The sequence below is a fragment of the Roseibium sp. AWQ4_290 genome (genome assembly GCF_056160985.1).
On record NZ_JBSWYG010000019.1, the window covers coordinates 1 to 25,103 of the forward strand.

A 25,103-nucleotide genomic window follows, 5' to 3' on the forward strand; every position below is an offset into this window, starting at 1 on the left:
GGTGGCATCAGACCTTGAAGAACCGGATCCTGCTGGAAAACTACTTTCTACCAGGTGATCTCGAAGCGCAGATCGATGCGTTCATCGGCTACTACAACCATCACCGCTATCACGAGAGCCTGAAAAACCTCACCCCGGCCGATGTCTACACAGGTCGCGGACAGACCATCCTGCTCGAACGGGAAAAGACAAAAAGGAGGACCATGAGACAACGGCGCTTGCAGCACGATAAATCCGCTGCTTAACTGAAATCCAGGTGCGCCAGACCCTCCTTAAGTCAGGCAGCCATCTGTCTCAAAATACATGACGACGGACAGTTTATGGCCCGGATGGCAAGCGGTTGAAAAAGATCACGGGCGGCCAGACGACGCTGTATTTGGGCGATGATGAAGAGATCACGCCGGACGGTAAACACATCAAGCATCCGCTATCGGATGTGCGCAAGGCAGGCAACGAGATCAACTGGCTGCACCGGGATCACCTGAGCTCGGTGAAGCTGATGTCGAATGCGGCCGGAACTGTCATCTCTGAAAACTTCTACCGGCCTTACGGAGAGCGCTCCGACGTTCAGGTGGCCATTGGCACACCCCGGGAAAGCAAGGGCTGGATCGGGGAGCGGGACGATCCGGAGACCGGACTGACTTATCTCAACGCCCGCTACTATGATCCCGTCCTGGCGCGCTTCATCTCGCCGGACTGGTGCCACCCGAAGTCAAGTGGTGTTGGCACCAACCGGTATGCCTATGCCCTCAACAACCCGATCCTTCACAAGGACCCGAGCGGGAACAACGTAAACGATCAGATGAACGACAGGGCTGACAGGTACTCAATTGCCAGCAGCGGATCTGGTGCCATCGGTGCAATCGGGGGCGGAGGACGATATAGTGCAGGTGGGAGTAATAGTGGCGCTAGCGGCCCAGAAGTTGCTTGCGCAGATGGGTGTGTTGTAGAGGGGGCGGTAGTATTTGGCGCACTTGCCATTTTCACGTTCGTAATGGGAAAAAAAGCTCATGACGATGCGGAAAGACAAAATAGTAGTAATACTTACGATGGCGGGTTTGTTCTCAATAATAACGAAGAAGGTGATGATAGCTCTGCTGACAATGGAACTGGTAACGCCGAGCAGGATGAAACCACCCAAGCAGCGAAAGATGCTAAAAGAGTCGGCTCCAATAGGCGTGCTGACGAAATTGCGCAACAAGCTGGTTACAACGACGCCCACGATTTGAAAGATGCCTACGGCTTAGATTCAACATCTGATCTATTTGTAGATAAGGATGGAAATGTGTATGCCGGTCCCACAAAAGGCAGGACAGGACCGATGGAAGACTTGGAAATTAACATTGAGGAGTGAGTTCTGAGAAATGTGTTACGATGTTCGAATTCACTTGAGTATTGGATCTGTTGCGGCCATTTCAGCAGATAAAATGCAAGATTTGCTTGGTATCAAGGCAGATTCGATACTGCGTATCGGTTCGAGGCGGCTTGTTCCAAGCCCAATTCCAGTAAAGAATGCTTTCATACTAAAATCGTCCCCACCAAAGAAAGATGCAGCTTTGGAGGAGCATTGGGAATATATATCAATCAAAATTCTACCTAAGGAGGACTTACTTATGTCTTTGAAAGAAAAATTGAATTGCAAGATAACTGTGACTGTAGATCTTAAATCTGGAGTGCCTGCATTGAAATTTCCTCTGGAGATGATTGAATTCTGTACGAGAATTGGATCAATTATTGATGTGGATATTTATGATGGAGAATAGTTCTGTTTATTTTATTTTACTTTTAACCGAGTCGGCAGAATTGATCGCGCATTTTACGCTTTCTGGTAGTCGATGCGATTGCAGACAATTGTATTTACTGAAACAGCATTGAGTTTACAGTTGCAGCAGGTTGATGTGGTGTTGGGCGTTGCAGTCGTTTCCTCCATCTGTACCTGTTTTTAGCATTTGAAGGGCTTTGTCGGAGTTTCGCCGTTTATGTTGCGGCCGTGATGCGGTGGATAACCCCTCCAGACGTCATAGCTCAGTCTCAAAGTTAGGTGATCAGTTCTATAACTCAGTCAGGAGATTTTTCCTCCTCCACCCACATCTCCAGCGTCCGACGTTCCTCTCTGGCTTCTAGCAAAACAGCCGCAGGGCTGACAGCCGTTCGATCCAAACGATATCGAGCCCGAGATCGTCAAAATCCAAATGGAGCATCTTGCCAATATGCGCAGGCCGAAAAAATAGGTCAAAGACCCTTCACCGGACGCTTACAAAGCACACTTTGAAAGGATTACCTTGTCGTCCTCTCGTTTGACGGGTGCCTGCAGATTGCTTCACTGCAATTTATGGAGCCCGGATTGACAGCCGGTTTAACTAGAGGCGCACCCGGAGCGTTGCGGCTTGCCGTATGCGCGTTTTTTTGGTCGGGCGTGATGGGAGAGCTTTGCTCTGCCGGAGCTTCTAGCCGGTCTGTCAACCCGTCATCGCCTGGCCACCAATTGCCGTGGCCTTTCGTTGCTTGAAAGGAACCGACATGACCATCACACATCAAAGACCGTTCGAAGAAATCCTCAGCACCGCTGAAACAACCGCCATTGTGTTGGAAATGATTGGTTGTTTTTTTGAGAACACCGATAAGGAAAGATGGAGCGAAAACGCTATTGCCTTGAGCGAATTGGCATACCAACAAAGCCGAAGGCTTCGGGCAGTGCAGGGACACATTTCCGATTTGGAAGACAAGGCGTACGAATACGATCTTATGAATAAGGCTCAATCGAGCGTCTAGAGGTGAAGTTCACAAAAAAATACACCGTGCCGACACGGTGCCGATACGGCGGACTGAGGAGTTGCGACACGCACTCCTCTCTTTTTTACTTTCAATAAATTCAACTAGTTAATGGTGACCCCGACAGGATTCGAACCTGTGACCCTCAGATTAGGAATCTGATGCTCTATCCTGCTGAGCTACGGGGCCGATGGAGGTCGATTAGCATGATTTTTCAGACTTTGCGAGCCCCTGGATGCGGAGGAGGGGCAGGTTTCGACTAGGGTTGGGGGCAGGCCAGAAGGCAAGAACGACCGGTCAGCTGCCTTTGCGCAGGGGCTGGTCTTGGACTTGCCGCAATCGCTGCGTAGCTACGCGATTGGAGTGATCGGGGCTATAGTACTCCGCTCCCGCCGGTTGAGAGGTGGCCCCGGCGGTGCATCAGGGCTCGGCGGCCGTCCGGCGGCACCTTGGGCACGGGCAGGCCGGGAGAATCTGGCGCGGCCAGGGCAGGAACAGGCAACAAGATGTGAGGGTGCGCATTTGAGATGCGTGGGCAGGACAGAACCGGCGGGCCGAAATGGGTGGAGTTCCCCTTTTTGGAGATACGCCGTCTCAGATCCCGGCGGATTTGCCCCAGTCGGAGCGGACACCGGTAGAGCAGGCACGGGCAGTGCAAATTCCGGTGCATCCGGGGCGTCCGGTCTTGTCCGCAAGGCTGCGCGCTGCCCGGCCCGTGCCCGCCGGGGGCGGCTGGCGGGGGCTGTGCTGTTGAGCGCGGCCGCCGTGATGACGCCCCCCCAGACCCGGGTCCGGGCTGAGCCATCCGGCGCAGGCTCCTGTTTTTTGAGCTCTGGGCGTCCCGTCGCGGTGCAGCCGGGAACGGAGCCGGGGATTTTTAAGGACAAAACCGGCGGGCGCTATTTTGCCGCAGGCATCTGGCCTTTTGACGCAACCCTGCCGCAGGCTGGGGAGGGCGGCGCGTTTGAGGCCATTGCCTTGGACGAGGCGAATCGCTGGGGCGTGAGGCCAGCCTGGATCCTGCAGTCGGACGCAGAGGAGGGGCTGTCCCTTTATCAAGATGCTCTGTTGACGCAAGGCGTGGCGCTGTTCCAGCCAAGCGGTGCAACTTTTGCGTGTTCTGACCGGTTGCGCCGGGCGGAGGGCGAAGCGATCGGTGCAAAAGCAGGGCATTGGGGCCACCACTCCGGCTTCAAGGTCTATTCAACTGCTGCGCCCAAAGCGCTGGAAGGCAAGGCGGGGACTTATGTGGTTGCGCGTGGGCGCATTGTTTCGCTTGGAAAAACCGCCCGTACCCGCTATCTCAATTTTGGAAGGCACTGGAAAACCGATTTCACAGGGACGCTCAGCGTCTCTGCGGAAGACCGGTTCAATGCGGTCTTGTCCCGCTCCGGCCGGAGCCTGGAGGGTCTGAGCGGCGCTGTTGTCGAGATCCGGGGTATCCTAGAGGAAAGGGACGGCCCGTTGATCGCACTGAAAGATCCCGGACAACTGGTGGTACTAAAGGGCAGAAGGTCAGGACGTGGCGGCGAAGACAGCAAGTAAAGTCCGGCGCGCAGAGTGCGCGCGCCTGCCTGGTTCCCGGGCCCGGCGCTGGTTTAGCCGCTGGGGACAGTTTCTTTTTGCCTTGATCTTGTCAGGAGTTGCTGCCGCCTGCCAGCTGCTGGGCGACGGCCCGACCGCCAGCACCGTGTCGCCGGGCACGCTGCGTCCGGGGCTGACAAACGAGATCGGCGCACGCGAACACCCCCGCGTGGTGGCGACCTATGGCGGGGTCTACAAGGACCCGGGCGCGGAACGGGCAGTGGCCAGTGTGGTTGGCCGTCTGGTCGCCGCCTCCCAGGACCCGTCGCAGACCTATAAGATCACCATCCTCAATTCTCCGGCGATCAACGCCTTTGCGCTGCCCGGGGGCTATCTTTATGTGACCCGCGGGCTGCTGGCGCTTGCCAATGACACGTCGGAAGTGGCGGCGGTTCTGGCCCATGAAATGGCCCATGTGACCGCCAATCACGCGATCAAGCGCCAGCAGCGCGCCGAAGCGCGCCAACTCGCCAACAAGATCCTGACGGATGTGGTTCAGGATTCGGAAGAGGCGCGCAAGGCGCTGATTTCCTCGCAGCTGTCCTTTGCGCGCTTCAGCCAGGTGCAGGAACTGGAAGCCGATGCTATCGGGGTCAAGACCCTGGCCCGGGCCGGGTTCGACCCTTATGCGGCCTCACGGTTCCTGAAGACCATGGCCGCCTATGCGCGCTACCAGTCTGCGGACAAGTCAGCCTCCACGGCACCGGACTTCCTGTCCTCCCACCCGTCCACACCGGAGCGGCTGCAGATTGCGGTCCGAGCGGCCCGTCAGGTGGGGGCGCCGGGCATTGGCGAGCGCGACCGGGACAGCTATCTGACCCATATTGACGGTATGCTTTATGGCGATGACCCACTGGAAGGTTTCGTGCGCGGGCGGTCGTTCCTGCACAAAGCGCTCGGCATCGGCTTCACCGTGCCAAAGGGCTATATTCTGGAAAATTCCCCCGAAGCGGTTCTGGCCAGCAATGGTTCCGGCACGGCGATCCGGTTTGATGGCGCCGATGTCAGCGGCTATTCCGACCTTGCGGATTATATGAAGTCCGGCTGGATCAATGGCCTGTTGCCGGAAAGCGTGCGCCAGACGACCATTCACGGCCTGCCGGGGGTCACCGGGGCAGCCATCACTCAGGGCTGGTCCTTCCGCATCGCCGTTGTGCGGATCGGACGCACCGGCTACCGGTTTATTTTTGCCAGCCGTTCGCCGAGCCAGAGCTTTGACGACGACTTCCGGGCAACAGTGGACAGTTTCCGGCAATTGACGCCGACCGAGCGGGCAAGATTGGAATCCCTGCGTATCAAGGTCATCAAGACCAAGCCGGGCGACACGCCGCGTAAGCTGGCGGTGGGCATGAGCGGCATTGAGCCGTCCCGGCGGCTGCGGTTCTTCTCCATCCTGAACGATCTGGACGCGAACAAGACGATCCCGCCGGGCACGGCAGTCAAACTGGTGAAGGACTAGAGCATCGCACGATGCTTTTGCCTCCGGCTTCTTGTGGCGCGCCCCAGGTCGGGTCACCGGAGGCTGCGCTTGGAGGGACTTCGGACGTTGTCGCACGTCTGGCCCGATACCCCGTATCGACCTGCGACGCGCGCCTGGCTGAAGACCCTCCAAGCGCGCTCAAATAGGTTATCAACAATCGCGCTTGGTATAAGCCTCACCCGCACCTCCGGTCCTCCAAACGCGCTTAAGGCCCGGGCATCTTCGCCCGGGGCCTTTGTGTGGTTTGCGTGAGGATTCTTCAGAGCCTGTGATCCCTCAGATCCGGTAGGCCGTTTGATCCGGCTGGGCCGCCAGAAGGGCGGATTTCAGCTTTTCCATGGCGCGGCTTTCAATCTGCCGCACCCGCTCCTTGGAGATACCGAGCTTTTCGCCCAGGGATTCCAAGGTAGCGCCGTCTTCGGACAGGCGCCGTTCTTTGACAATGCGCAGCTCCCGCTCGCTCAAAACTTTTAAGGCCGTCCACAGCCATTTCCGGCGCCGCTCCGCGTCAATACTGCCGGTGACGACTTCATCCGGCAGGGGCGCATCGGACACGAGGAAATCCTGCCGGTCGGCGCTGGAGCCTTCGCTATCAGTCACCGGCGCGTTGAGTGACGTGTCCGGACCGGACAGGCGCGCATTCATCAGGGCCACATCGGACTGCTTGACGCCTATGGCATCGGCGATCTTCTGATGCAGCTCGCTGTCGGTCAGCGGTGTCTGGTTACTGGACAATTTGGCGCGCAGGCGGCGCAGGTTGAAAAAAAGTGCCTTCTGTGACGAAGACGTTCCGCCGCGCACAATTGACCAGTTGCGCAGGATGTAATCCTGAATGGAAGCGCGGATCCACCACGTCGCATAGGTGGAAAAGCGCACCTCCCGGGCCGGCTCAAACCGGGCAGCTGCTTCCAGCAGGCCCACATGGCCTTCCTGAATGAGGTCACCGAGGGACAGGCCGAAATTGCGGAAGCGGGAGGCAACGGCAATGACCAGTCGCATGTGCGACAGGGACAGTTTCTCCAGCGCCTTCTTATCCCGGTTGTCCCGCCATCGGATCGCAAGCGCCTGCTCCTCCTCACGCGTGAGGTAGGGTGCTTTCATTGCCGCCTGAACCAATTGCCGTTTTTCACTTGCCGACATGACTGACGCTCCGATGTGATATCGGGAAACTACGTATCGAAGTGCAGGTTAGATCACTTCACTGACGTCAGGGCGTTGTTTTTTTGCACTTCTTTGTGATTGACGCGCGAGGTCTGGCAAAACCGGGCGGAGCCCCTTGGCAGAAACAGCCATGCAAGGGACGCAGGGCAAACAAAATGGGCCCGTCTTGCGAACGGGCCCATGGACTATGCGAGGGGCGGTTCCGCCTCCAGGATGCGGGGCGCAGCAGGACGCTGCGGATGCCCCCGGATCAGGCGGCTTCTTCTTTGTCCTCGTCCTCTTCTGTTGCAGCTTCCGCTTCTGCGGCGGCCTTGGCCCGGCTCGGAGACTTGGCAAGGTTCTGCTCGATCTGCTTGACCGCTTCGGTTTCGGAACATTTGTTCACCGCAGCGATTTCGCGCGCCATCCGGTCGAGGGCCGCTTCATAAAGCTGACGCTCGGAATAGGACTGTTCCGGCTGGCTCTCAGAGCGATAGAGGTCGCGGACGACTTCAGAAATCGCAATCAGGTCACCGGAATTGATCTTTGCTTCATATTCCTGGGCCCGGCGGCTCCACATGGTGCGTTTCACCCGCGGACGGCCGCGAACGGTTTCCAATGCCTTCTTGACCGCAGCCGGGTCGCCGAGTTTGCGCATGCCGACGGAGGCGATTTTCGCCACAGGCACGCGGAGGGTCATCTTGTCCTGCTCAAAAACGATGACGAGCAACTCCAAAGAGTGACCCGCAACGTTCTGCTCTTCAATAGCGGTAATCTGGCCGACGCCATGGGCCGGATAAACGATGTACTCGCCGGTTTTAAAACCTTGACGCTGCGCGGTCTTTTTGGTGTTCGTTGCCATACTCGTATTCTCTCCTGCGCAGTTTGCCGGTCCATTCGGACCTGTCTTGGGCCTCAAGAGGCCGCCTTGTCTTATGCGACACGAAACCGCCCGGCGGTCCATGGAAGGAACGCCTGTTGATATGCGGCGTGTCGGGGCTGGTCAGTCGACGATTTCCACGATAGAACCTTGGTCATTCAAGTGAGGTGCCGGGAGTCGACGCATCCGGGCTCTCAAGAAACCGGAACACGTTGTGTAACTCCATTGCGGGGGTTGATCTCGTGGTTGGTGACTAATCTCTAATACGTAGCATAGTTTTGTGGAAAATTAAAGGGTTACCCTTTCGCGCTGCGCAAACACCACGAAACGGCCGCATGATCGCCTTTACAATTCTTTGATTCTTATGTCTGAATCCAAACGGCCACGGGCCGGGATCCGGCCGCGGCGCACTGTCGCATGTTCAGGGCTGTGCCGAATCAGGACGGTGGATTCGGCGAAAAGAACTGTTCGAACTTGTTTTTCTTGCCGTCGAATTCCTCTGCCTCGGGCATCGGATCTTTCTTCTCGGTGATGTTCGGCCACTTCTCGGAATATTCTGCGTTCACCTCGATCCACTTTTCAAGACCGGGTTCGGTGTCGGGAAGAATCGCTTCCGCCGGGCATTCGGGTTCACACACGCCGCAGTCAATGCATTCGTCCGGATTGATGACGAGGAAGTTCTCGCCCTCGTAGAAACAGTCCACCGGGCAGACTTCAACACAGTCGGTATATTTGCACTTGATGCAGTTGTCTGTGACGACGTAGGTCATCGGTATCCTCGCTGCGGGCCGGTGCGAACGCGTCCGGTTCTGACAATCCGAAGGCTCGTCCGGCAGGTCGTTGGTGTGCGGCGCCGTGCTGCGCTGCGCACTGAAAAATCTCTGATCGGTGTTGGGTATCGTTTTTGGCTGACACGCGCAAGCGCACAGGTTGACGGATTTTTGACCGAAAAGAGAAAGTTATTCTGTTTTCCGGCATCCGGCAGGATTTTGCCTCACGTGTCGTTACGGAAGGCGTCCATCTTGCGCCGCTCCCGCTTTGTGGGGCGGCCGGATCCTGCCTCCCGCTGGCCCGGCGCGGGCGGTGGCCGGGTCTCCCTGGGTGGCGGCGGCGGTGAGAGGTCCTCGTATAAGGTGCGCGCTTCTGCATAGGGGCCGCGCCGTGTGCCGAGGGCGGCGATTTTCAACACCAGAACCCGGCGCTCCAGGCCAATGGTCAGGACATCTCCCAACCGCACGATCTTGCTGGCCGAGGAGATCTTGTCCTTGTTGATGCGCACATGGCCCGAGGTTGCCAGTTTCTGGGCCAGGGAGCGGGACTTGGTGACCCTGGCGTACCAGAGCCACTTGTCGACCCGCAGCCCCGGGCCATCCTCTTGTGTGCGCTCTCCGGGGATTACGTCTTGTCCTTGTTGTCCATATCCGCCTTCAGGGCCATCAGCGCTGCAAAGGGCGAATTCGGATCGATGGGCTTGTCTTTCGGTGGCGTGTTGCGCCGGTTGCCGCCGTCAAAGGAACGGTTGCCGCCCTGCTGGCCGCTCCGGCTTCGGTTCTGTCCCCCCTTGCCGCCACCTTTGCCTTGGCGTTTTTCGCCTTCGCCGCGCGGGCCGCCCTTGTGGCCCTGGCCCTTGCGGTTGTCGCCGCGGCGCTGGTCCTGGCGGCCGCGCGGGCGCCGGTCGTGCCGGCCCGGACGCCAGATTTCAAGGGTAACGGTCTCAAGCTCGGGCGCGTCTGCGCTGTCTGCAGCGGCGTCCGCCGTGTCTGTGGGCTCGGCCGCACCGCCCTCCTGTGATGAGGTGTCCTGAGACGTCTGCGAAATGGCGGCAGCGGCAGTGTTCTCATCCGTGGCCGTGGCTGGATCGGTCGCCGGGGTTTCTGAAGCGGCAGCCTCTGCCGGGGGGGCGGTCTCGTTAGCGGCGGCGTCCGGTTCCTCAGCAAGCGTGTCTTCAGGCGCGGCTTCAGCCTGTGCGGCCGGGGCTGTTTCAGTCCCTGCTTCCGTCCCGGCGGGATCGGCCGCAGCGGCCTCAGGCGCAGCAGTGTCTGCCCCAGAGGCGTCTGCCAGCGCTGCAGTCTTGTCTGCAGCTTCGGGCTTGGCCGCGGCAGGGCGCTGGATTTCTTTGGTCTCCAGCCGGTAGCCGAGGGATTTCAGGACGGCAGAGAAGTCTTCTCCCGCGCAGCCCAGAAGCGAGGTCATGGCGACTGTGACGGTAAAGCCGCCGCCTTGTGCGATGGCGCCGTCCGGTGGGCTCACCTCCGCATCCAGTGGTTTCCAGGCAATCAGCGGCCGGATCAGATCCGCCAGACGTTCCAGAATGTCGACACGCACGGCTCTGGGGCCGCAGACCCGGAAGCCGACCACTTTGTAAAGGGACTTGTCGATGCTTTCATCGACGGGAATGGACGTGCGGCCGGAGGCGGACAGCTGCGGCAGTTCGGACATGCCGGCCATGTCAAGCGAGCCGTTTTTCAGCGCCCAGAGCTGGGCGAGAAGCTGGCTCGGGGCCGGTTTCAAGAGCGCGGGGACAAATACGGTATAGGCACCGAAGCGTACGCCGTGCTTGCGCAGGGAGGCGCGCATGTCCTGTTCCAGCTGGCGGATTTCATCGGCTGCTTCCTGGCGTTCCAGAATGCCGAGCCCTTCCACGATACGGAAGGCAATGCCCCGCGCCAGACCTTCCAGCCCTTCACCGGCCTTCAGATCCGCAAGCGGCTTTAAAAGGGTTTCGATCTGCGCTTTGACCCACAGGTCGATGCGGGCCTGCACCGTGTCGCGGGCCGGGCCGGTCAGATGCTCGTCCGCCAGAAGAAGCGCCGTCGGTGCCAGCACATCTTCTCCTGCCACCAGCTTGGCCACCGGTTCGCCGCGCCAGCGGATGGCGGCTTCCGAGGTCAGCACGAAATCGCTGTTCTCGGATTTGCCCAGCTTGTCGGCACGGGTCTCGATTTCCGTTGTCAGGGCTTTCTGGGCGGCAGCGCGCACGGTCTTGCCGTCCGGGCCTTCGGCCCCGGCATCAGGGGCAAACCGGAAGCCAAGCAGGTTCCCGATGTGCTGACCTTCCACGAGCACATCGCCACTCGATGTAATTTCTGCTTCCAGCATTGCGTTCTCTCTCAAACGTCGCATCAATACACTTGTCCGCCGGTCAACGAAACGCTGTGTCAAGCGTTCGTGCAGGGCGTCCGATAATCTGTCTTCAATGTCGCGGGTTTCCCCCTGCCAATGGGCCGGATCGGCCAGCCAGTCAGGGCGATTGGCGACGTATGTCCAGGTCCGGATATGGGCAATCCGGTTTGCGAGAGTGTCGATATCACCATCCGTGCGGTCTGCGAAGGCCAATTGACGGGTGAACCAGTCATCCGCGATACGATTGTCCTGCATCAGATGCGTGTAGATGGTGCTCAGCAACTCTGCGTGGTTTGCCGGAGCGATCTTCCGATAGTCCGGGACCTGACACACGTCCCATAACAATTCAATTGCATTTTCGCCCCTTGCCAGCCCGGATATTACGGAATCCCGTAACAGATGTTCAAGTGCTGTAATGTCGTCGCCGGTCGGGGCCCGCGCAAGGCCCTCCTCGCGCGGGACAACGTCCAGGCTGGCCCGCAGGCGTGCAGCAGAGGAGAAGTCTAGCGAACTGTTGCGCCATTGCAGCACTTTCAGACTGTCGAACCGGTGGCTTTCGATCTGTTCGACCAGTTCGTCAGCCAGCGGCTCGACCCGGCCGGTCACCCCGAATGTGCCGTCCTGGGTGTGGCGCCCGGCGCGTCCGGCGATCTGGCCCATTTCGGAAGGGGTCAGCTGGCGGTACTGGTAGCCGTCATATTTGCGGTTGCCTGCAAAGGCGATGTGATGGACATCCAGATTGAGCCCCATGCCAATGGCATCCGTCGCCACCAGGTGGTCCACATCCCCGTTTTGGAACAACTCCACCTGGGCGTTGCGGGTGCGCGGGCTCAAGGAGCCGAGAACAACGGCGGCGCCGCCGCGCTGGCGGCGCAAAAGCTCGGCAATCGAATAGACTTCTCCGGCGGAAAAGGCGACCACGGCCGAGCGGGACGGCATGCGCGACACCTTGCGCGCGCCTGCATATTCGAGAATGGACATGCGCGGTCGGGTGATGACATTGAGGCCCGGCAGCAGCTTTTCCAGAAGCGGGCGTGCGGTCGCGGCCCCCAGAAGCAGCGTTTCGGCGCGGCCGCGCAGGTTCAAGATGCGTTCGGTGAAGACATGGCCGCGGTCCAGGTTTCCGGCCAGCTGCACTTCGTCGATGGCCACGAACTCGGTGTTGAGATCCAGCGGCATGGCTTCGACGGTCGACACCCAGAAGCGGGGCGCCTTCGGCACGATCTTCTCTTCGCCGGTCACAAGAGCCACCGCCTCCGTGCCCGCACGCTCCACGATGCGGCCATAGACTTCTCTTGCGAGCAAACGCAAGGGCAGGCCGATCAGCCCGGAGGGCTGTGCAAGCATGCGCTCAATGGCCAGATGGGTCTTGCCGGTATTGGTCGGGCCGAGAACTGCAGTCACGGTGCGTGATCTGGCGGACGGCGGCAGCGGCAACGTTTGGGGACGAGGCATGGAACTGATTGGTTACGGTCGGCTTTCTTCGGGCGCAGCGCCTATATCTAGTGCGGCGTATCTAGCACAGGCCGCACCGGCGTGTCGCCCTTTCTTTTGGGCGAATTTTCGCCGGACAGATATGGGGTGTTTTTCTGTGGAGAACGAGTCTGGAACAAACCGAAACCGAATCGCGGACTCTTTGTGATTCAGGATTTGTTCCCTACGAAATATAGTGATTTGTCTGAACTGCGCTACGAAATCCTGAATCTCGTCAAGGATTTGAGTCGCTCGGCAGAAACAGCTGCGTCCGGAGGCAAAATCCTGTCAAGGGTTAATCTTGTGTGAAGCCGTGGTCCTGCCGGGTCCGCGCAGGTGTTTACGAACGGACACAGGGTGAACGAAACCCGGACGAATCGCTGATTTTTCTCTGTTTTGGGTTTGTTCCAACAAGATCTGGTAGGTGCGCTGTTTGAAAGACCTATGAAAATCGGGCGAAAAAATCATAATCTGTGTTGCAGGCCGTAAAATGCCCGTTTCCGTTTCAAAATGAAGCGGTCTGTTTACGTTTCTAAGGTCAGCGGGCTTTTCGTTCCTGCTTTGGGCGTTTCCTGTTTTATGCAAAAAGGCAAGCCCGGTTTTGCGGCCATGGGGGCCGGGCCGGGCGTTTCACGGTCGGCAGGGCATTGTGCGGGATCAAAAATGCTGCACTGCACCTTTTTTGGCGGCAGCGCTTCTTGCGCGGCACTGGGGATTTTCCCTTTTTCTTTCAATATGTTGTTCAGGTGTGTAGGTGGCGTTCTGGCCTGCCTTTTGGGGCGCTTGTCCGTCCAGCCCTTTTCAAGAGCTTGAGAGCACAGTAGAAATCTGGCCGGGTTCAAATGTGCTTAGGCGTAACTTTGGGAGGAGAAGGCGTTTGGCGATTACCAAGATTCTCGTTGCGAACCGGTCTGAAATTGCGATCCGGGTGTTCCGGGCAGCCAATGAACTGGGGCTCAAAACCGTCGCGATCTATGCAGAACAGGACAAGCTGGCCCTGCACCGGTTCAAGGCGGACGAAGCCTATCAGGTCGGCAAGGGCCTTGGCCCGATCGAGGCCTATCTGTCCATTGACGAGATTATCCGGGTTGCCAAACATGCTGGCGCCGATGCCATTCATCCCGGCTATGGCCTGTTGTCGGAAAGCCCCGAATTCGTTGATGCCTGCGAGCAGGCAGGTATCACCTTCATTGGTCCGAAATCGGAAACGATGCGCCGCCTCGGCAACAAGGTGGCAGCGCGTAATCTGGCCATTGAGGCCGGTGTGCCGGTCATGCCGGCAACGGACCCGCTGCCAGATGATCTGAGCGAGATCAAGCGCCAGGCGCTGGAGATCGGCTACCCGGTCATGCTGAAAGCCTCCTGGGGCGGCGGCGGGCGCGGCATGCGGGTCATTCCTGACGAAGCCACGCTGGAAAAGGAAGTTGTTGCCGCCAAGCGGGAGGCCAAGGCTGCTTTCGGCAAGGACGAGATCTATCTTGAAAAGCTGGTCCAGCGCGCCCGCCATGTGGAGGTGCAGATCCTGGGGGACGGTGACACCGTCGTGCATCTGTTCGAGCGTGACTGTTCCATTCAGCGTCGCCACCAGAAAGTGGTCGAGCGGGCGCCCGCTCCCTATCTGGATGCGGCAAAACGGGAAGAGCTGTGCGGCTATGGCCTGAAGATCGGCCGGGCGGTGAACTATCGCGGGGCCGGAACCGTTGAGTTCCTGATGGATGCGGACACCGGGTCCGTCTATTTCATCGAGGTCAATCCACGGGTGCAGGTGGAGCATACGGTCACCGAAGAGGTCACCGGGATCGATATTGTCCAGGCGCAGATCCATATTGCCGACGGGGCGAAGATCGGAACGGCGGAAAGTGGCGTGCCGCCGCAAGCGGACATCTGCCTGAACGGCCATGCCATGCAGTGCCGGATCACTACGGAAGATCCGGAACAGAATTTCATTCCGGACTATGGCCGCATTACCGCCTACCGGGGCGCGACCGGCTTCGGCATCCGCCTTGACGGCGGCACCGCCTATTCAGGGGCGGTGATCACCCGCTTTTACGATCCGCTGCTGGAAAAGGTCACTGCCTGGGCGCCGACGGCGGAAGATGCGCGCAAGCGCATGGACCGGGCCTTGCGTGAATTCCGGATCCGGGGGGTGGCCACCAATCTGGTGTTTTTGGAAAACATCATCGGTCACCCTGATTTCCGGGCCAACAATTACACCACCCGTTTCATTGACGAAACTCCGGCCCTGTTCGAGCAGACAAGGCGCCAGGACCGGGCGACCAAGCTTTTGACCTATATCGCCGATGTGTCGGTGAACGGCCATCCGGAAACCAAAAGCCGGATGCGTCCGCCCAAGGATGCGGCGGCGCCGGTTGTGCCGGATTTTGGCGACAACAGGCCGGCGGGCACCCGCCAGCTGCTGGACGATCTTGGCCCCAAGGGTTTTGCGGACTGGATGAAGGCGCAGCAGCGGGCCCTTGTCACCGACACGACGATGCGCGATGCGCACCAGTCGCTGCTGGCAACCCGTATGCGCACCCACGATATCGTGGCCATTGCCGAGGCCTATGCGGCCGGGCTGCCCCAGCTTTTTTCCCTGGAATGCTGGGGCGGGGCAACGTTTGATGTTGCCATGCGCTTCCTTACCGAAAGCCCCTGGGAGCGGCTGCATCAGATCCGCCAGAAAGCACCCAACATCCTGTTGCAGATGCTGCTGCGCGGGTCCAACGGGGTTGGATATACCAACTATCCGGATAATGTGGTCCGGTTCTTTGTCAAACAGGCCGCCGATAATGGCATTGACCTGTTCCGGGTGTTCGACTGCCTCAACTGGGTCGAGAATATGCGCGTTTCCATGGATGCGGTCCAGGAAGCGGGCAAACTGTGTGAAGGTGTGCTGTGCTACACCGGGGATTTGCTGGACAGCGCGCGGCCGAAATATGACCTGAAATATTATGTCGGCCTGGCCCGCGAGCTGGAGGCGGCCGGGGCGCATATTCTGGGCCTGAAGGACATGGCCGGCCTGTTGAAGCCGGAAGCGGCCAGGGTCCTGATCCGCACCTTGAAAGAGGAAACTGGCCTGCCGATCCATTTTCACACCCATGACACGTCCGGTATTTCGGCGGCAACGGTGCTGGCGGCTGTCGATGCCGGGGCTGACGCGGTGGACGCGGCCATGGATGCCCTTTCAGGGCTTACGTCCCAGCCCTGTCTCGGGTCGATCGTGGAAGCGCTCCGGGGCAGTGACCGGGACACGGGGCTGGAGGCGAAAACGATCCGTCAGATTTCCTTTTATTGGGAGGCGGTGCGCACCCAGTACCGGGCTTTTGAAAGCGATCTCAGGTTCGGGGCCTCGGAAGTCTACTTGCATGAAATGCCCGGCGGCCAGTTCACCAATTTGAAGGAGCAGGCCCGCTCGCTTGGCCTTGAGACCCGCTGGCACGAGGTGGCCCAGGCCTATGCGGATGCCAACCGGATGTTCGGGGATATCGTCAAGGTTACCCCGTCCTCCAAGGTGGTGGGCGATATGGCTCTCATGATGGTGAGCCAGGGGCTGACCTTGGAAGAGGTTGAAAGCCCGGACAAGGATGTGGCCTTTCCGGACAGCGTGGTGAAGATGCTCCACGGGGATCTGGGCCAGTCACCGGGAGGATGGCCGCAGGCACTGCAAAAGAAGGTTTTGAAAGGGGAAACGCCGATCACCGTGCGCCCGGGCTCGCTTCTGGAAGAGGCGGATCTGGAGGCGGAGCGCATAGACGCGTCGAGCGCCGCTGGCCGGGAGATCGATGATACGGATCTGGCCGCCTATCTGATGTATCCGAAGGTCTTCACCGATTTCGAAAAAGCCCAGCAGCAATATGGGCCGACCTCGGTTCTGCCGACCCCGGTCTATTTCTACGGCCTGGAACCGGGAGACGAGATTCTGGTGGATTTGGAGCCTGGCAAGACCCTGGTCGTGCGCTGCCAGGCGTTCGGGGAGACAGATGAAAAGGGAGAGAAGAAAGTCTTTTTCGAACTGAACGGCCAGCCGCGCATTGTCAAGGTGCCGGACCGGGCCCACGGAGCCACCGGGGCCGCCGCCATGCGCAAGGCGGAAGACGGCAATGCCGCCCATGTGGGGGCACCGATGCCGGGCGTCATCTCCACCGTCGCGGTTGCGGCCGGTCAGGAGGTCACGGCTGGCGACGTGCTGGTCTCGATCGAGGCCATGAAGATGGAAACTGCGCTTCATGCGGAGCGGGACGGCACGGTCAAGGAAGTGCTGGTGGCCCCGGGCACCCAGATCGATGCCAAAGATTTGCTTGTGGTGTTCGAAAGCTGAACGGGATTTTGTGGAAATATGGCTCGAAAAGCAGCTATCTCACTCGAAAGCTTAACAAAACTTGGTGCGAAGAAACTTGCTGAACTGGTTCTGAGCGAAAGCGGAAACAATGCTCCCTTCCGGAAGAAAGTGTCCGCAGCTCTTGCTGCGGACAAAGGACCGGAAGCTGTTGCAAAGATTGTTGACCGCCGATTGAGTGCGCTGGAAAAGGCACGCAGTTTTATCGACTGGGACAAAGCGCGCGGCTTTCGGGACGATCTTGCTGCAACAGTGGAGGTCGCGTACGGAGAGTTGGGCAACGCGGCTCCCATGATGGGGGTTGACCGCCTCTTGCGGTTCGTTGCGACCCATGAAGAGGTTTTTTGCCGCGTGGATGATTCCGGCGGCAAAATTCAGGATGTCTACGAACAGGCCATTGAAAACATAGGCACGTTAACAGGGAGGCTGACACCGCAGGAAATAACGCTCCTGCCGGACAAGATCATGGCAGCGCTTGGAACAAGCAGCCATGGTTATCTTCCCATGGTGGCTGAGATGGCCGTTGAGCATTTGCCTGAGGATGTCCTGGCTTCGTGGGAGCAGGTTCTGGCGAAGCTTCAGAAGAAACAGGAAGCCGCAGAGGGGACGTCCAAGGGCCGTTTCTATTTTTCAATTGCGTCGCAATACCGGGATATCCGGCAGATGATCGCGTTACAGCAAAGTGATCTGGATACCATGATCGCCCTTGAGGAGACCAAGTCCCCGAACACTCAAGACATCCTTGGAATTGCGCAGCATTTGCTGAATGCCAGCCGCGCAGAGGAAGCTCTCGAATGGGTGAGAAGGGAAAAAACGGGTGGACTAAAATACTCTTCCTTTGCAGATCTTGCTGATAACTTGCCTGCCCGCGAAACTGCCTCGTTCCGTAAAATGACGCTTGAAGCGGAGATCCTCAACGCGCTGGGGCAAGGGGACGCGGCCCAGTCGCTGCGCTGGTCGTATTTTGAGGAAACGCTGGAGGCTGACTGTTTGCGTGACTATGTGAACGCTCTGCCGGACTTTGATGAATTTGACGCGCTTGATCGCGCATTTGACTATGTTCTGGCCTCCGGGACCATTCACCGGGCGCTTCACTTTTGCCTGGAATGGCCGAAACTGGATCTTGCTGCCCGGCTGGTGATTGCCAATCGGGATGGCTGGGATGGCAGGCAGTACCAATTGTTGCCCTTTGCGGCAGAGGCGCTTGAAGAGGACTTCCCCCTGGCTGCCGCCCTTCTTTACCGTACGTTGATAAACGACGTTTTGGACAGCGGGCGGTCAAAAGCCTATGGCCATGCTGCAGGGTATCTCCTGAAGCTGGACGATCTGGCCGCACAGTCGGATCCGGAGGCTGCCGCCGTGAAAGGGGGGGAGACCCATGTCTCTTTCCGGGCTGGCTTGAAAAAGAAGCATGGCCGCAAGCATGGGTTTTGGTCGAAACTGGAATAGCAGTTCCTGAAGATACTTTTGGCTATTACTCCGCCGCCTTCAGCTGCGTGTGGCGGATGGGGGATGCGGCCGTTCCGATCCAAAGGTCCAAAAAGGCATCGAGCCACTTTTTGACGGCCGGGTCATAGACGAAACGGCCGGCGAAATGGTCCCGGCGGCGCTGGGCGCCTGGTAATTCCATGCGTGGGGCGGCTTTGGTGGTCCATTTGACCATCATCTTGTGGGTCAGCTCCGGGTGGAACTGGATGCCAAAGGCTGCCGGGCCGGCCCGGAGCGCCTGGTTGGGATAGGTTGGCCCGCCGGCCAGAAGCTCTGCCCCGGCTGGACAGTCAAATCCTTCCCGGTGCCATTGATAGACCTTCTGGGGCCAGTCCATCAGCGCTTTGCCGGCCTCTGTCGGCAGCAAGGGATAATACCCGATTTCCACCAGCTGGTCGCGATGACCGGCTACCGTGCCGCCCAAATGCTTGACCATCATCTGGGCCCCGAGGCAAATGCCGAGAAACGGTTTTTCTTCCCGAAGAGGCACCTTGATCCAGTCGATTTCCTTTTGAACAAAGCCATCCGGATCGTTGGCGCTCATCGGCCCGCCGAAAATCACCGCGCCCGCATGGTCTGCCATCGTGTCCGGCAGGGCATCGCCGAAACGGGGTTTGCGGATGTCCAGGGTAAAGCCGCGCTTGATCAGCTCCTGACCGACGCGGCCGGGAGACGAGGTCTCCTGATGGAGCACAATCAGGACTTTCGGGCGGGTATCAATTGAAACGGACTGCAATCTCATGGGGTAAATATGAGGGACGCGGTTTGAAAAAGCGAGCCCGGGCGCCCTGTCTTTTTTCGGAAACCAGTTCAAAAAGAGGATGTTGTCCGGACAGTGCGGACTTAAGAGCGGGACCGTCTCTTGAACTGTCAGTCGTGGTGGGGGTCGTCCGGTGCGGTCTGGGCCACCTTGTGGCGCAGCGTCATGCGGTCCCGGGTCGACACGCCCAAAAGCTCGGCCACCCGCCAGATGGTGTTGTCCTCGAATTCATGTACATGGCCGTCCGCATAGACGATCTGCCACATCATTTCGACAATGGCGAGCCGTTCGGTCTCATCGGTGGTGCGCTTCAGGACGGAGGTGAAGCCGTAAAGGTCAACCGCTTCCTCGTCCCGCTGTTTGGCCGCGGCAATCAGATCGGATGTTTCCGTCTCGGTGAGGCCGTAATGGCTTTTGAGGATTTCGCGGAGCTTGCTGCTTTCGCTTTCCTCTATCACGCCGTCAATATCGATCAGATGGAACAGGAGGGCGGCGGCGGCCAGGCGCGTGTCATCTTCGGCGAAGGTCTTGCCGCCGCTGTCTCCGAAGGTGATGTCCCTGACAAAGCTTTTCAACGCATTGAGCATGTCCCGGCCTTCCTGTTTCCCGATAGTCTGCCTGTCTTATACCAACTCAATTGATAGAGACCTATCAGATTGGTTTTGATCCCTTGAGATTGGTGTTCCAGTTACATGATTGTCAAAAACACATCAAAGCTTTGTTGACAGCCAGATAAACTTACATGGGAGCAGAATCCGGCATCTTTGCGTCATGTTCTTTGAATCGTTCTAAAGTATTGACAATTCTCAATTTATTTCTTGACTTTCAGTCTCATGAAATGGTTTCTCCAGTGCGTATATGGCGCTCCGAAAGCGGCCACCTTGTCCAAATTTCGCCTGCGGTCCCCCCCGTTTGGCCCAGGCACCTCAAGAGTTGGGATGGAACCATGACTTCCTTTAGAGCCGGTCTTTTGGCCGCAACCGCATTGATTGCAACGCCTGCTCTGGCCGCTGCCCCGGCCGATATCCTGTCGACCTATGGCGACGTGGCCCAGGCCGGGTATGAAGATTCCCTCGCCACAGCGAAGGACCTGAAAAAGGCTATCGACGCCCTGACCGCAGAGCCGAGCGAAGCCAATCTGGAGGCGGCCCGTGCAGCCTGGATTGCGGCCCGCAATCCTTATCAGCAGACTGAAGCCTATCGCTTCGGCAATGCCATTGTCGACGATTGGGAAGGCAAGGTGAATGCCTGGCCGCTGGATGAAGGTCTGATCGACTACGTTGATGCGTCCTATGGCGATGAATCGGAAGAAAACGATTTCTACGTGGCCAATGTGATCGCCAATCCAAGCCTGAAAGTGGGCGGCGAGACCATCGATGCCACCGAAATCACCGCCGATCTTCTGGCCAACACACTGCAGGAAGCCGGCGAAGTGGAAGCCAATGTGGCAACCGGCTATCACGCCATCGAGTTCCTGCTCTGGGGCCAGGACCTCAACGGCACCAATGCAGGGGCCGGCACCCGTCCGGCAACCGATTTCGACCCGGCAAACTGCACCGGCGGCAATTGTGAGCGCCGCATCCAGTACCTTCAGGCCGCAACCGATCTTCTGATTTCCGACCTTCAGGAAATGGCAAGCGCCTGGGCTCCGGGTGGCGCAGCCCGTGAAGAGCTGGCCGGCAAGGGCGAAACCGGCGGTCTGGCCACCATCCTGACCGGCATGGGCTCGCTCTCCTATGGCGAACTGGCCGGTGAGCGCATCAAGCTCGGACTGATGCTGCACGATCCGGAAGAAGAGCATGATTGCTTCTCCGACAATACGCACATGTCCCACTACAATGATGTTGTCGGCATCCGGAACGTCTATTTCGGACAATATAAGAGCCCGGTTGGCAATGACGTCGATGGCGCCTCGATTGCGGATCTCGTTGCCGCAAAGGACCCGGCTCTTGCCGAGGAAATGAAGACCAAGCTGGACGCCACCCTGGCAGCTTTTGAGGTCATGAAGGCCCGCGCCGAAGGCGGTGAAGCCTATGACCAGATGATTGGCGAAGGCAACGAAGAAGGCAATGCCGTGGTTCAGGCCGCCGTTGATGCGCTGGTCGACCAGACCGCATCCATCGAGCGCGTCGTCAAAGTTCTTGAGCTCGACGAGATCGCCTTTGAAGGTTCCGACAGCCTCGACAACCCGGGCGCTGTCTTCGAGTAAGCAAAATCCCCCGTCAGGCGGCCTCCGGTCTGCCTGACGGGTCCTCCGCGGTTTGGGGAGCGCGGAGAAAGATCAGGATGCGATTTATGTCACTGGGCCCCCGGCTGCGCCTGTTGTGCTGCGCCAGCCTGTTTTTGTTTTTTGGTGTCGCGGCCCCGTTTGCAGGGGACCTTGTCTCCCACAGGGATGATCTGTCGGACGAGGACAAGGCCAAGGTTCAGGCGGTTTTGAAGCCCGCCACGAATTTCAGCAAGCCGGAGCGGTTCGAGCCCATGCAGGGCGGCGCCGGCACGTCGAAAAAGCGCCTGAACCGGGATGCTTTTTCCCATTCCAATGACAATCTGACTTTCGAGGAAGAGCACGCCTTCAAGCTCGGCAACGGGCTGTTCAAGAAGCTTTGGGCGTCGTCTCCGTCTTCTACCCTGGCGTCGGACGGGCTGGGACCGCTCTTCAATGCCCGCTCCTGTCAGGGGTGCCATCTGAAGGACGGCCGGGGCCGTCCGCCCCTGCCGGGCGACGAGGCGGTCTCGCTGTTTCTACGCCTGTCGATCCCGCCGCAAACGCAGGCGCAGTGGGACGCCCTGGCGGCAAAAGACATTCTGCTTGTGCCCGAACCCACCTATGGTAGCCAGCTGCAGACCTTTGCCGTTCCGGGCCTCTCAGGAGAAGGCCGGTTCGACATTGAGCTTGAAGAGATCGAAGTCCCGCTGAAGGGCGAAGACAGTGCCGTCTTGAAAAAACCGGTTTACCGGCTGCGGGATCTTGGCTTCGGGGAGATGCATCCGGATACGTTGATGTCACCGCGTGTTGCCCCGCCGATGATCGGGCTTGGGCTGCTTCAGGCGGTTCATCCGGCGGACATTCGCGCGCTGGCCGATCCGCAGGATCTGGATGGCGACGGCATTTCCGGCAAAGTCAGCACCGTGCGCGATCCGGCAACCGGGAAGCTGACCCTTGGCCGGTTCGGCTGGAAAGCCTCCAACCCGACCATCCGCGCGCAGACCGCCGGGGCCTTTTCCGGCGACATCGGCATCAGTTCGCCGGACAAGCCGGACAATTACGGCGACTGCACCGAGGCGCAGGCTGCGTGCCGGACGCTACCCCATGGGGAACAGGCCCATCTGGGTGTCTCGGAGGCACCGGACCCGGTCATGGATCTGGTGACCTTCTATTCGGAGAACCTTGCCGTGCCGGTGCGGCGCAAGGCAGGCGACCCGCAGGTTCTGCGGGGCAAGAAGATCTTTTACGAGGCCGGATGCCCGGCCTGTCATCATCCCAAATTCGTGACCAGCCGGGAGGCGGCCAATCCGGCCCATCGGTTTCAGCTGATCTGGCCCTATTCGGACCTGCTGCTGCACGATATGGGCGAAGGGCTGGCCGATCAGCGCCCGGTGGGGGACGCGGGTGGCCGGGAATGGCGCACTCCGCCGCTCTGGGGCATTGGCCTTACCGAAATGGTGAATGGCCACACACGGTTCTTGCATGACGGAAGGGCACGCAGTCTACTGGAGGCTATTCTATGGCATGGGGGCGAGGCGCAAGAGGCCCGGGACACGGTTGCAGACCTGTCTCCGGAAGACCGCCAGTCCCTGATCCGATTTCTGGAGTCACTTTGATGCGTTTCTTTGTTTTGGCGGCTGTTGCCGCCAGTCTGGCTGTCCCCGCCGGGGCGGCGGATTTCAACCCGCCGCTCGAGAGCCTCATTACCGGCTTTGTCCGCCCGGCAGCCTCAGGCTTTGCGGAAACGGCGGCCTCCTTGCCTGCAGCGGTCACGGCCATCTGTCAGGATCACAACGCGGCGACGGCCACGGACCTGGCGCAGAGCTTTTCGGCCACGGTTGAGGATTTCTCCCGGCTTCATTTTTTGCGCTTCGGTCCGCTTTTGACAGATGACCGCATTAACCGGCTGGCCTTCATGCCCGATACACGCGGCACGGCGCAGCGGCAGATCCGGAAATTCTATGCAAGCGGGGAGGCCGAAGCCATTACAGCCGACACGCTGAAGGACAAAAGTGTTGCCCTCCAGGGGCTGACGGCATTCCAGCTTGTGGCCTTTTCCAAGACCGGTGCTCCTGTGCTTGGGGCGCAGGGCAAGCACAAGGACCAAACCTGTGCCTATGCCTTGGCGATTGCGGAAAATGTCGCCGGGATTGCGCAGGCTGTCTCGCTTGACTGGTCGGACCCGGATGGCTACAGCGCGCTGCTTTTGTCCGCCGGGCCGGACAATGAGAGGTTCAGAACGTCCAAGGAGGCGATCGAGTTTGTCTTCAACAGCCTCGTGACCGGCCTGATCATCGCCCGGGATCAGGACATTCTTCCCGCGCTTGGCACCTCCCGGGACAAAGCCAAGCCGCGCCGGTTTCCGTTTTCCCGCTCCGGAAACAGCATCCGCTTTCTCTCCGGCGAACTCAGCGGTATTCACGATGCGGTGTCGAGCCTTGAGTTGAAAGACATGACTCCCGATGAGTTCAAATGGATCTTCGGCACCCTGTCCTTTGAACTTGGCAATGCGCAGACGCTGCTTGGCAAGCTGCAGCCTCCCCTGCGCAAGACGTTTCTGGAAGGCGAGGCCTATGAGCAGGTGTCGGTGCTGGCAATCACCCTCCAGTCGGTCCGGGACACGTTGGCGCTGGAACTGGCGGGCGCGCTGGATCTTGCAGGAGGCTTCAATGCCCTTGACGGTGACTAAACGGCTTGGCTTTTCCCGGCGCAGCTTCCTGTCGGCCCTGGGCGGGCTGGCCGCATCTGCGGCCTTTTCCGGCTCCGCGCTGTCAGAAAGCCTGCTGGACAAAAGCGCGGGGGATGACGCGCTTTTGTTCGCCAGCGCCTATAAACAGTCCGATGGCACCTATGGCATCGGCCTTTTGAATGACTATGGCGAAGTGCTGGCCAGGATCAGCCTGCCCGGGCGGGGCCATGGGGTCGCGGTCTCTCCGGACCGCAAGCGCCTGGTGGCCTTTGCCCGGAGGCCGGGCACGTTTGCGCTTGTGATCAGGCCCTCAGAGAACACGTCACCGGATGTGATCGCCGCTGCCGGCGGGCGCCATTTTTACGGGCATGGCTGTTTTTCGGCGGACGGGCGGCTGCTTTATTCGGCCGAAAACGACTTTGAGGCCGCCAGAGGGGTTCTGGGGGTCTATGATGTCAGTGGCCGGACTGCCAAACGGATCGGTGAACTGGACACATTCGGCATCGGCCCCCACGATCTGGCGCTGGCACCGGACGGGCGGACCCTCGTGGTCGCCAATGGGGGCATTGAAACCCATCCGGACAGGGCGCGGGAAAAACTCAATCTCGGCACCATGCGCCCGTCGGTTGTTTTCATTGACGCGCAGACCGGGGACCTTCTGGCCGAGCACCGGCTGGACCCGTCCCTGCATCAGCTGTCTTTGCGGCACATGGCGCTGGACGGGGCCGGGCGCGTCTGGGTCGGGGGGCAGTTTGAAGGTTCGGAATCACAGACGCCGCCTCTGGTTGCCGTGGTGTCCCGGGACGAGGGCGTGCAGCTGACCGGCATCCCGGACGCGATAGCGGCAACGCTTCAGAATTACATCGGCTCGGTTACCGCCAGTGCAGATGGCGAAGTGGTTGCCACTTCCGCCCCGCGCGGTGGCAAGACCCTGTTCTGGCATGCGCAAACCGGGGCGTTTCTCGGGGCCCAGTCGATTGCCGATTGCTGCGGTGTGGCACCGGCTGCGCAAGGCTACTTCCTGATTTCCGATGGAAACGGGGGCTTGTCGCTGGTGAGTGAGCCGGAGACACCGGCCGACATCCTGTCCCGCCCGGCCGGATTCGCCTGGGACAATCACATGGTGCGCATCGGATAAGTGACCGCATGCCGCGAGTGGACGTAGCGCT

At 59.4% G+C, this 25,103-nt stretch carries 20 protein-coding genes and 1 tRNA gene; 12 read left to right on the plus strand and 9 right to left on the minus strand.

The genetic code is table 11. The features are described from left to right. The 4 genes from ACXAH0_RS18480 to ACXAH0_RS18495 all read left to right on the plus strand — a co-directional run. Positions 1-245: integrase core domain-containing protein (locus ACXAH0_RS18480; RefSeq protein WP_475193968.1), on the plus strand; the 245-nt coding region annotated here is incomplete at its 5' end. A gap of 95 nt (positions 246-340) precedes the next feature. Beyond that, positions 341-1,354, plus strand: coding sequence for an RHS repeat-associated core domain-containing protein (locus ACXAH0_RS18485; RefSeq protein ID WP_475193972.1), 1,014 nt, complete (start codon positions 341-343; stop codon positions 1,352-1,354). A 10-nt stretch (positions 1,355-1,364) separates the two neighbouring features. Further along, positions 1,365-1,763, plus strand: coding sequence for a DUF4279 domain-containing protein (locus ACXAH0_RS18490; RefSeq protein ID WP_475193976.1), 399 nt, complete (start codon positions 1,365-1,367; stop codon positions 1,761-1,763). A gap of 757 nt (positions 1,764-2,520) precedes the next feature. After that, positions 2,521-2,772, plus strand: a complete 252-nt coding sequence (locus ACXAH0_RS18495; protein WP_475193980.1) for a hypothetical protein — start codon at positions 2,521-2,523, stop codon at positions 2,770-2,772. A gap of 112 nt (positions 2,773-2,884) precedes the next feature. On the opposite strand, the gene ACXAH0_RS18500 is transcribed toward ACXAH0_RS18495, so the two are convergent. After that, a tRNA-Arg gene (locus tag ACXAH0_RS18500) sits at positions 2,885-2,961 on the minus strand. A 561-nt stretch (positions 2,962-3,522) separates the two neighbouring features. Here ACXAH0_RS18500 and ACXAH0_RS18505 point away from each other — a divergent pair. Both ACXAH0_RS18505 and ACXAH0_RS18510 read left to right on the plus strand, forming a co-directional pair. Beyond that, positions 3,523-4,317, plus strand: a complete 795-nt coding sequence (locus tag ACXAH0_RS18505) for a hypothetical protein (protein ID WP_475193983.1) — start codon at positions 3,523-3,525, stop codon at positions 4,315-4,317. Positions 4,318-4,399: 82 nt separating this feature from the next. Next, the gene (locus tag ACXAH0_RS18510; protein WP_475193985.1) at positions 4,400-5,815 is read left to right on the plus strand and encodes a M48 family metalloprotease; all 1,416 of its coding nucleotides are present in this window, start codon (positions 4,400-4,402) and stop codon (positions 5,813-5,815) included. Positions 5,816-6,112: 297 nt separating this feature from the next. Here the strand turns inward: ACXAH0_RS18510 and ACXAH0_RS18515 are convergent, their stop codons facing one another. From ACXAH0_RS18515 to ACXAH0_RS18540, 6 genes are all read right to left on the minus strand, one after another. Next, positions 6,113-6,976, minus strand: a complete 864-nt coding sequence (locus ACXAH0_RS18515) for an RNA polymerase factor sigma-32 (RefSeq protein WP_475175759.1) — start codon at positions 6,974-6,976, stop codon at positions 6,113-6,115. Positions 6,977-7,247: 271 nt separating this feature from the next. Beyond that, positions 7,248-7,838, minus strand: coding sequence for a CarD family transcriptional regulator (locus tag ACXAH0_RS18520; protein ID WP_475193988.1), 591 nt, complete (start codon positions 7,836-7,838; stop codon positions 7,248-7,250). Positions 7,839-8,293: 455 nt separating this feature from the next. Continuing rightward, complete coding sequence (fdxA, locus tag ACXAH0_RS18525; RefSeq protein ID WP_475175767.1) at positions 8,294-8,626, minus strand: ferredoxin FdxA; 333 nt, start codon at positions 8,624-8,626, stop codon at positions 8,294-8,296. A gap of 224 nt (positions 8,627-8,850) precedes the next feature. After that, positions 8,851-9,216: an RNA-binding S4 domain-containing protein gene (locus ACXAH0_RS18530; protein ID WP_475194205.1), complete on the minus strand. Its 366-nt coding sequence runs from the start codon at positions 9,214-9,216 to the stop codon at positions 8,851-8,853. 35 nt (positions 9,217-9,251) lie between these two features. After that, positions 9,252-12,434 carry a helicase-related protein gene (locus tag ACXAH0_RS18535; RefSeq protein WP_475193992.1) on the minus strand — a complete coding sequence of 1,061 codons (3,183 nt, stop codon included), beginning with the start codon at positions 12,432-12,434 and terminating at the stop codon, positions 9,252-9,254. Positions 12,435-12,976: 542 nt separating this feature from the next. Then, the gene (locus tag ACXAH0_RS18540; protein ID WP_475175775.1) at positions 12,977-13,186 is read right to left on the minus strand and encodes a hypothetical protein; all 210 of its coding nucleotides are present in this window, start codon (positions 13,184-13,186) and stop codon (positions 12,977-12,979) included. Positions 13,187-13,329: 143 nt separating this feature from the next. On the opposite strand from ACXAH0_RS18540, the gene pyc reads away from it, so the two are divergent. Together pyc and ACXAH0_RS18550 are read left to right on the plus strand one after the other, a co-directional pair. Beyond that, the gene (gene pyc / locus ACXAH0_RS18545) at positions 13,330-16,770 is read left to right on the plus strand and encodes a pyruvate carboxylase (RefSeq protein ID WP_475193997.1); all 3,441 of its coding nucleotides are present in this window, start codon (positions 13,330-13,332) and stop codon (positions 16,768-16,770) included. Positions 16,771-16,788: 18 nt separating this feature from the next. After that, a complete protein-coding gene (locus ACXAH0_RS18550) occupies positions 16,789-18,237 on the plus strand; it encodes a DUF6880 family protein (RefSeq protein WP_475194002.1) in 1,449 nt (482 codons plus the stop codon). Positions 18,238-18,262: 25 nt separating this feature from the next. Here ACXAH0_RS18550 and ACXAH0_RS18555 read toward each other — a convergent pair whose 3' ends face one another. Together ACXAH0_RS18555 and ACXAH0_RS18560 are read right to left on the minus strand one after the other, a co-directional pair. Beyond that, positions 18,263-19,018: a glutamine amidotransferase gene (locus tag ACXAH0_RS18555; RefSeq protein WP_475194005.1), complete on the minus strand. Its 756-nt coding sequence runs from the start codon at positions 19,016-19,018 to the stop codon at positions 18,263-18,265. 128 nt (positions 19,019-19,146) lie between these two features. Further along, positions 19,147-19,623, minus strand: coding sequence for a tellurite resistance TerB family protein (locus tag ACXAH0_RS18560; protein WP_475194008.1), 477 nt, complete (start codon positions 19,621-19,623; stop codon positions 19,147-19,149). A gap of 359 nt (positions 19,624-19,982) precedes the next feature. Between ACXAH0_RS18560 and ACXAH0_RS18565 the strand changes: the two genes are divergently transcribed. The 4 genes from ACXAH0_RS18565 (at position 19,983) to ACXAH0_RS18580 (ending at position 25,072) form a co-directional block, all read left to right on the plus strand. Next, positions 19,983-21,245, plus strand: coding sequence for an imelysin family protein (locus ACXAH0_RS18565; RefSeq protein ID WP_475175797.1), 1,263 nt, complete (start codon positions 19,983-19,985; stop codon positions 21,243-21,245). 86 nt (positions 21,246-21,331) lie between these two features. Next, the gene (locus ACXAH0_RS18570; protein WP_475194013.1) at positions 21,332-22,861 is read left to right on the plus strand and encodes a di-heme oxidoreductase family protein; all 1,530 of its coding nucleotides are present in this window, start codon (positions 21,332-21,334) and stop codon (positions 22,859-22,861) included. Then, positions 22,861-23,934 carry an imelysin family protein gene (locus tag ACXAH0_RS18575; RefSeq protein ID WP_475194019.1) on the plus strand — a complete coding sequence of 358 codons (1,074 nt, stop codon included), beginning with the start codon at positions 22,861-22,863 and terminating at the stop codon, positions 23,932-23,934. Before ACXAH0_RS18570 ends, ACXAH0_RS18575 begins: the two co-directional genes overlap by 1 nt. Continuing rightward, on the plus strand, positions 23,915-25,072 hold the full coding sequence (locus ACXAH0_RS18580; RefSeq protein ID WP_475194024.1) for a DUF1513 domain-containing protein: 1,158 nt from the start codon (positions 23,915-23,917) through the stop codon (positions 25,070-25,072). The genes ACXAH0_RS18575 and ACXAH0_RS18580 overlap by 20 nt, the downstream gene beginning before the upstream one ends. The last annotated feature ends 31 nt before the right edge of the window (positions 25,073-25,103 follow it).